The 7,084-nt window shown below is 67.5% G+C and carries 10 protein-coding genes; 7 read left to right on the top strand and 3 right to left on the bottom strand.

Annotation, left to right across the window (positions count from 1 at the left end; all coding sequences use genetic code 11):
- Nucleotides 1–132: 132 nt before the first annotated feature.
- Nucleotides 133–738: a recombinase family protein gene (locus tag U9983_RS25705; RefSeq protein ID WP_322756484.1), complete on the top strand. Its 606-nt coding sequence runs from the start codon at nucleotides 133–135 to the stop codon at nucleotides 736–738.
- A 624-nt stretch (nucleotides 739–1,362) separates the two neighbouring features.
- On the opposite strand, the gene U9983_RS25700 is transcribed toward U9983_RS25705, so the two are convergent.
- Complete coding sequence (locus tag U9983_RS25700) at nucleotides 1,363–1,629, bottom strand: hypothetical protein (RefSeq protein WP_322756483.1); 267 nt, start codon at nucleotides 1,627–1,629, stop codon at nucleotides 1,363–1,365.
- Between the two features lie 402 nt (nucleotides 1,630–2,031).
- Here U9983_RS25700 and U9983_RS25695 point away from each other — a divergent pair, with 402 nt between their 5' ends.
- The 6 genes from U9983_RS25695 (at nucleotide 2,032) to U9983_RS28155 (ending at nucleotide 4,261) form a co-directional block, all read left to right on the top strand.
- The gene (locus U9983_RS25695; RefSeq protein WP_322756482.1) at nucleotides 2,032–2,238 is read left to right on the top strand and encodes a hypothetical protein; all 207 of its coding nucleotides are present in this window, start codon (nucleotides 2,032–2,034) and stop codon (nucleotides 2,236–2,238) included.
- Nucleotides 2,239–2,267: 29 nt separating this feature from the next.
- Complete coding sequence (locus U9983_RS25690; protein ID WP_322756481.1) at nucleotides 2,268–2,561, top strand: hypothetical protein; 294 nt, start codon at nucleotides 2,268–2,270, stop codon at nucleotides 2,559–2,561.
- 322 nt (nucleotides 2,562–2,883) lie between these two features.
- On the top strand, nucleotides 2,884–3,060 hold the full coding sequence (locus U9983_RS25685; RefSeq protein ID WP_322756480.1) for a hypothetical protein: 177 nt from the start codon (nucleotides 2,884–2,886) through the stop codon (nucleotides 3,058–3,060).
- Between the two features lie 80 nt (nucleotides 3,061–3,140).
- Nucleotides 3,141–3,317 carry a type II toxin-antitoxin system RelE family toxin gene (locus U9983_RS28160; RefSeq protein ID WP_416211542.1) on the top strand — a complete coding sequence of 59 codons (177 nt, stop codon included), beginning with the start codon at nucleotides 3,141–3,143 and terminating at the stop codon, nucleotides 3,315–3,317.
- A 201-nt stretch (nucleotides 3,318–3,518) separates the two neighbouring features.
- On the top strand, nucleotides 3,519–3,722 hold the full coding sequence (locus U9983_RS25675; RefSeq protein ID WP_416211541.1) for a hypothetical protein: 204 nt from the start codon (nucleotides 3,519–3,521) through the stop codon (nucleotides 3,720–3,722).
- Between the two features lie 287 nt (nucleotides 3,723–4,009).
- Nucleotides 4,010–4,261, top strand: coding sequence for a hypothetical protein (locus U9983_RS28155; protein ID WP_416211543.1), 252 nt, complete (start codon nucleotides 4,010–4,012; stop codon nucleotides 4,259–4,261).
- A 121-nt stretch (nucleotides 4,262–4,382) separates the two neighbouring features.
- Here U9983_RS28155 and U9983_RS25665 read toward each other — a convergent pair whose 3' ends face one another.
- Nucleotides 4,383–6,518: a hypothetical protein gene (locus U9983_RS25665; protein WP_322756477.1), complete on the bottom strand. Its 2,136-nt coding sequence runs from the start codon at nucleotides 6,516–6,518 to the stop codon at nucleotides 4,383–4,385.
- Between the two features lie 94 nt (nucleotides 6,519–6,612).
- Nucleotides 6,613–7,084, bottom strand: a 472-nt coding sequence (locus tag U9983_RS25660; protein ID WP_322756476.1) for a class I SAM-dependent methyltransferase, incomplete at its 5' end; no start/stop codon positions are given.

Genomic DNA, 7,084 nt, shown 5'->3' with positions numbered 1-7,084 from the left:
CGCAGAGGACCTCGGACATCCGTGCACACGACTGCGGAATCTGACAGTGATCACAAACCCGCAGGTGGGCACTGTCGGCAACTCGCGTCGGAAATCAACGTCGGAGAACGGTCCCTCGGGTAGTTTCCGACAATGCTCATCGGCTACTGCCGCACCTCGACGGCCGACCAGAACCCCGATCATCAGATCGACGCGCTCCTCCGCCACGGCGTCGACCGCGACAACATCCACGTCGACGTCGCCAGCGGCGCGAAGGCGTCCCGCCCGAAGCTCGACCTCGTGATGCAGCAGCTGCTACGCGAGGGCGACACATTGAAGGTCACCCGGCTCGACCGGCTCTCCCGCTCCGTGCTGCATCTGGTGACTCTCGGTGCCGAGCTGCGCGAGCGCGGCATCGGCCTGCACGTCATCGAGCAGGGCATCGACACCGCGACCATGGAGGGCCGCGCGATGTTCGGGATGCTGTCCGTACTCGCTGAGCTCCAGCGCGAGCTGATCGTGGCGAACACCAACGACGGACTCGCCTCCGCACGGGCCCGCGGCCGGGTCGGCGGGCGCCGGCCGCGCCTCACCGTCGACCAGGCCGTGCTCGCCCAACGGCTCTACGACGAGCGGGAGAAGACCGTCCAGCAGATCGCCGACATGTTCAGCGTGCCCCGGTCGACGGTGTACGGACACCTCGACAAGACCAAGACCGTCCCCCGTCAACCGAAGAAGACCCTGGTCACGAAGCCCTGACCGCTACCTTGCGGCTCGTGTCTGAGCTAGGACTACGGAGCCGAGTTACTGGTGTCGGGTGGTCATGGTCCGCGGCGCCGGCCGAGGTGTCCCACCGGTACTGATCCACAGGGGAGCAAGATAGACATTTGCTTAGCAAGTGTGGGGGGTCCGACCGGACGCGGTCGGACGACAGCGGCGCGAGATCCGCAGGGGTTCCGCCGGGGGTGTTGCCGAAACCTTGAGCGGCCGCTGGAGGAGCTCCGCTGGCTGGCATTGCCGAAACCGCGTTTTGGTCCGGGGGGTGTTGCTGGAGTAGGGGGAAAGTGCCTGGCTACCGCACCGGAGGGGCGGCCCTCGGCCGGTGGAGCTGAACACGGTCCGGCCGGGGGCCTTGGTTCGGCCTGTTCGCGCTGTTGGCAGGTCGGACCCTGTGTGTCGTCCTGCCGTCATGGGTGGTGCTACGCCTGATGTCGGCTGCCGACATCAGGCGGGGTGGGATCAGGCGGTGGGTGGCGTGGCCGAGGTCGGAGCAGGCCGCCGGCGAGAGTGAGTCGGAGCCATACCGGCTCGGTGTCGGGCCGGGCGGGGGTGATGCTCCGGCCGGCGGGCAGTGCCGCCGGGCGGAGCGGACCAGCCCGGCGGCTATCCCTTGACGACGATCGTGGACGGGTCCGGCGGCGGGGTGACGTCGGACTTGGCGATGAACGTGGACGGGTCCGGCGGCGGGGTGACGTCGGACTTGGCGATGAACGTGGACGGGTCCGGCGGCGGGGTGACGTCGGACTTGATGATGATCGTGGACGGGTCCGGCGGCGGGGTGTTGGCGGCGTAGGCGGCGCTGGCGGCGCCGAGAACGAGGGCGGTGCTGGCGGCGGCGAGCACGGCGGCGGTGAGCCGACGACGGGGCATACGGACGCTCCTGGGGGTGTGCGGTCAGGTGAGGTGGGGACATCTGTGGTTCGGTGCGGCCGGCCGTCTGGATGAGTCGGCTCCGTCACACCACCGCCGCGACCGGGGCGGGGATCCCCCGGGGCGTGTCGCATCACCGTACCGATCATCGGGAAAGCCGGACCGTGCCGATGCCACACGGGCAGGGTGGAGATCTGGGGCTTCCTCGTACAGGCCGATCTCGTTCTCGACGAACGACCTGGAGGTGTGGCGAGCGAGGACCACACTCGGCGACGAGGAAGGCCATAGGCGGGTCCAACTCCCACCCGCCTCGCCAAGGGCCGGACTTGACTACACATGTGATCGTGGGTCCACTGGGAAGACACCGATGGCGGTGTTGCGGTCGAGCTGCAGGAGAGTGCGATGGGTACTGACTTCACCGCCGCTGATCTGCCGTTCCCGGTACCGGAAGATATCGATCTTGATCCAAGATGGCAGGAGGCCTTCGACGACGCGGAGGCGGATCTTGCATACGGACGAACGACCGTGTTCGCCTCCGTCGAGGAGTTCGACGCCTACGCACGCGAGCTGGCCGCCGACGACGGGGAGCATCTACCCCGTACTGCCTGACCCGTGCACGGCTGGCTACTGTGCCGGTCGTGCCGACCTTCGAGCCAACCGCTCGCTTCTGGGATGATTGGCGACGCCTGACGCCGTCCCAGCGGGAGCGGTTTCTGCGCGCCCGCGACCTCTTCGTCGCCGACCTTCTCGCCGGTCGCGGGTTCCGGCCGGGTCTGCGCGTGAAGAGCTTCCGACGCAGGCCAGGTGTGTATGAGATGACCTGGGCACCGGATGGGCGAGCCCTGTTCCGTTATGGCGTGTCCAAGCAGAGCGGACTGCCGCACATCATCTGGGAGGCCATTGGCACCCATGACATCTTCACCCGGCCGTGAGATGCGTCGCGAAAGCTACCGGTGTGCTTCCGGAATAGCTCGCCGGCGCGGCGATCGACCGCCGGGGAACGTTCACCGGTCGTCATGGCCGCAGTGAGGCGCTTCTGCCACATGAGGGGTCTGATCTGGGTCTGAAGCCGCGGTCGGGCGGGCTATCGTCAGCGGTCGTCGACGAGTTGCCGATGTTCGTGGTACCGCTCGGGCAGGGCTGACGTGCGCCGATGACGCCCGTAGCGCTGTGGGGTATCGGTGGCTCCTGAAGGAGACACGGCTGTCGCCCCTTCCGGGATGATCCGGTGACCGATCGACGCTACCGTGGGATATGAGCGAGCCCGCCTTCCACCTGCCGTTCGTCGAGGACCTCGACGACGGGCCGCTGAGCGTGGAGGAAGAAGCGGCCCTGGTAGCGCGGCTGGATGCTGCGCTGGCCGAGGAGGGCGAGTCGGTTTCGCTGGAAACGCTCGTGGTCGATCTCGGCGATGAGTCCGTCCTGCATTGACCGACAAGGTCGAAGTTCTCCCGGCGGCGCGTCGGTCGCTACGTAAGCTGCCCGTCGACATCCGTCATTGAATCGAACGAGTGTTCCTACTCCTGGCTCAGGACCCGCGGCCGCCCGGTTGCCGCTCGTTAACCGCCCGCGCAGGAGCGCTGCGTGTCCGCGTCGGTGACTACCGCGTTGTCTACCAGGTCCGGGACGCCGAGCTCGTCATCCTCATCATCGAGGTCGATCACCGTCGCCAGGTCTACCGCGGATGACCGTCGTAGTGACGTGTCATCGCCGTGCTCATCACGACAGGCATCGTTGCTGGTCAACCCGGGTGTCGTCAGGCCGCGGGCACCCGTGACCTGACCAGTAGATCGTTTCTGTGGGGCGTGGTCTCCGTGGCATGCAGCGCCTGATGGGGATCTGATGCTGTGGTCGGCGGATTATCGTCAGCGGTCGTGGACGAGCCGCCGATGTTCGTGGGGTCTTCCGACATCGCCGCCGTCCTCGGGGTGACCCGCCAGGCTGTCGACCATCGGATGCGGACCGATCCCCGTGCGCCTGCTCCTGTCGCGGTGGTCAACCGGACGGCGACCTGGGGCGGGACCCGGGTCTGGCGGCGTACCGACATCGACCGCTGGCTCGGCGGCATCGACCCCGACCGGTGGACGGTGTAGCCCCGGGTCGACCCGATGAACGGTTGAGAACCATCCGACCGTGGGCCGCGATGACATGTCATCGCGCGGCTGCCGGACAGCGAAACCGGGGTGCATAAAACGGTACCGGGTGGCACGAAATCCGGAAGGGACATATGACGGTGTCGCGCACAGCGCGACACCGTCCAGGAAGTGATGTTTACGACTGGGAAGAGCGCGAAGACCCCCAAGGGCAGCTGCGGGGGTCGCAGACCGTCCTGGCAAGCGAGACGTCGAGTGCGGGACGCGTCCTGGAGGGGAAGCGCTTCATGTCCCCCACGCCGTCCATCGAACGACGGCAGATGAACCTTGATCCATCGGGGTCGGCGGCTTTGGTCAACCAAGGTCTTTGGACAAGACGTGAACTCGATCATCAGCCTGGAGGTAAACCGCCTTACTGGCAGACGGAAACAGCAGGTCAGAGGGCAGATCAACTTCTTGAGATGAAGATCACTCAGATCTACGAGGGAACGAACCAGATCCAGCGCGTGGTCATGGCCCGTCAGCTCCTCGGCGGCTGACCGGAGCTAGTGATCAATGTTGGGTGATCTTTCGAGGTTTGTGCGGCGTGGACCGGTCTGTTGATCTTACAAACCTCGAAAGATCACGTCCATGGATGCGGTCGGCGGTGGACCTGGCCGGCTATGAACGTGGCCGCGAGCCCGGTGGCCGCGAGCGACGCGGGGAGCGCGCGCGAGCCGGGCGCAGGGGGCCGCGACGCTGCAGCGGCTCGATGACCAGCGTGCGCAGCTCGTCCAGCCCGGTGGTGTCAGGATGGCCCGAGTGCAACACTGCGGTGAACAGGTCCCGTGTCTCGCCGGTGGCTACCTTTGCGAACGATTCGCGCACCGCGTCCGGGCCGGCGATTTCCAGGAGCTGGAGCAACTGTTCGGTTACGATCAGTAGACCTTCTGGTTCGGTGAGGTCATCCGGGCTCAGCTCTTCGTCGGAGACGAGGTGGTGCACGGCGATCGGTCCCAGCACGGTGTCGGAACGCAGCCGCCGCAGCAGCGCCCTCCGGTCGGGCTGGGCGGCGGCCAGTACGTCGAGCATCGCGGCGGCCCGGTTGCGGAAGGGGCAGCGGCGTACCGCGTCGAGCAGCTGGTCCAGACCGGTGTCCGCGCCACCGTGGGCGGCCAGCCAGCGGGAGATCTCCTCCTGGCCTGTTTCCGGCGTGTGGTACTGAGCAATCATGCCGAGCAGCTGCGCGGGCGCGGCATCGGACAGCTCGCCGACCAGCGGCATATGGCGTCCTTCGGCGAGCAGCCGAATGCGGACCGCATAGGTGCCCAGCGGGGTGAGCGCCACGGTCTCGACAGGCCCAGCGTCGGCGGCGAGCGCGACGCTGAGCCGTTCCCGGGCGTCGGGGGGCAGGACGGTGATGTTCCTGGTCGGGTTGTCCTCGGCGTACACGTCATCCTCGGGGTCGAAGTCGCCCCCGAGTTTGCCCCCGAAGTCGCCCTCGTCGCCGCCGTTGACGTCGTCGCCGAGGTCGGAGCGGAACATCGGATCGACGGGTCCGGTGCTCAACTCCACCCCACCGGCGGCGGCCAGCACGCGCAGTATCCGCCGCAGGTCACCCCCGACGACGGTGCGCCAGATCTCCTGCTGTGACTCGTCTACGTCGTCGATGGCGAACGCGGCCTGGCAGGACGTCCACATGCTTTCGCCCAGGCGCACGACGGGAACGGGCGCCGGCATGCCGTAGATGGTGTTGAGGAGGTCCGGCGCGATCTCCTCGAAGAGATCATGGAGCATTCCTGGGCGGTGACCGTACAGCCTCGGGCGTACGACCGCGTCGGCAAGCTCGGCGAAGGTGTTGATGGCCATGGTCCACAGGGCCAGGCCGTCGAGCAGCAGGGGCTGGGACTTCGCGATCTGCACCAGCCGGCTTTTCACCACCCGGATCAGCCGGAGCTTCTTGGCCCATTCGACGATAAGGGTGAGCCCGGGCAGGTCCGCGCTGCTCTTGGTACGCCACACCCGCCCGCCCACGATGGGGTCGATCGTGTCGCCGGTGTCGACCAGCGTGACCAGCTCACGGGCGTCAGCGAGTTTGAGTTGGCCGGTCGTGGTCAACGGGCGACCAGCATGGCCAACCCAGTCGGTGAGCGCCCGCAACTGCCGGACGAGACGGTTCTCCTCCGCCATCGCGGCAAGCTCGTTGGTTGGCGGGATCGATACTGGCAGTTGTATACAGGCGCGTTGCGGTAGCTCGCCGGCGCCGCCAAGCTGGCGGGCGATGACGTGCCGGAGCGCCTCCTGGTCATGCTCGACCCGGCCGGCCCTGGCGTCTGAGGTGAAGCGCGTCATGGCGACAGTGTCGGTGGGGTCGACGCCGGATGCGATCGCTCGCATGACCCAGAATTTCGCGATGCTGAAGTTCTGTTCGTCCGACATCGCGTGGCGAAACTCGGCGTCGATGGCGGTGAGCGCGGCCTCGATCTCAGGCAGCGGGTCGCAGGCAGGGTCGTCCAGGTCGGTGGTGCGCAGATAGCGCAGCAGGGTGAGCAGCGTGGCCGCAGCGTCCACGGCGTCGTCCGCAGTGACCGACAGCCTGCGCGGTACCCAGCCCAGCAGGAATTCCCGAGCGAGGTCGACGGTCCAGTACGCCAACCGTCCGTCGACACTGTGGTGGCGGAACTCCAGGGCTGCGGTCAGGATGAACGGATCGGCGGCCACCTGCTGGTGATTCGCCCACGCCGTGCATCGACGAATCAACAGCTCTTTCGCGGCGTCGAACTCGTCCTGCTGCTCTGGTTCGAAGTGTGTACGCATCTCCGCTGGCGCCTTCCCTGCCGATCGCTTCTCGGCCAGGTTAGCGGTCAGGACGAAAGGGGGCGCGACGGGGCAGTTACCGTACCCTTCGCCCTCAGTGCACGACGGGGCCCGCGCGGTGCACGCTGACCGCGTAGCCGCCGCCGTCGTACACATCGCCGTCCCAGGTCGCGTAGCGCTGGTCGAGGGTGAGCCCGGCCGTTGCGCACCACCGGTCGTAGTCGGCCAGCCCGAATGGCGCAGCGGGCAGCGGCAGGTGGTCACGATCCAGGCCGAAGCCGGCGACCAGCAGGCCGCCGGGTACAAGCCGCTGCGCGATCGCGGCGACGACCAGCGCCTCGGTGCCGGGAGCGAGCAGCGGGACGACGTTTCCGGCCGCGACGACAAGGTCGAAGAACTCCGCCAGGTCCGCCAGGGTGTTCATGTCAACCAGGTCGGCCAGCAGCCACGTCACGTCGGGTCCCGCGGCCTGGGCCTCCGTCAGCATGGAGGCGTCGTTGTCGATCCCGGTGCAGGAGTGGCCCTGTTCGGCCAGCCGGATCGCGACCCGGCCGGTCCCGCAGCCT

The sequence above is a fragment of the Protofrankia sp. Cas3 genome, assembly GCF_963555955.1.
In the GTDB taxonomy this organism is placed as follows: domain Bacteria; phylum Actinomycetota; class Actinomycetes; order Frankiales; family Frankiaceae; genus Protofrankia.
Note: the sequence above shows the minus strand (reverse complement) of the source record. Positions and strands in the feature narration are given on the sequence as shown.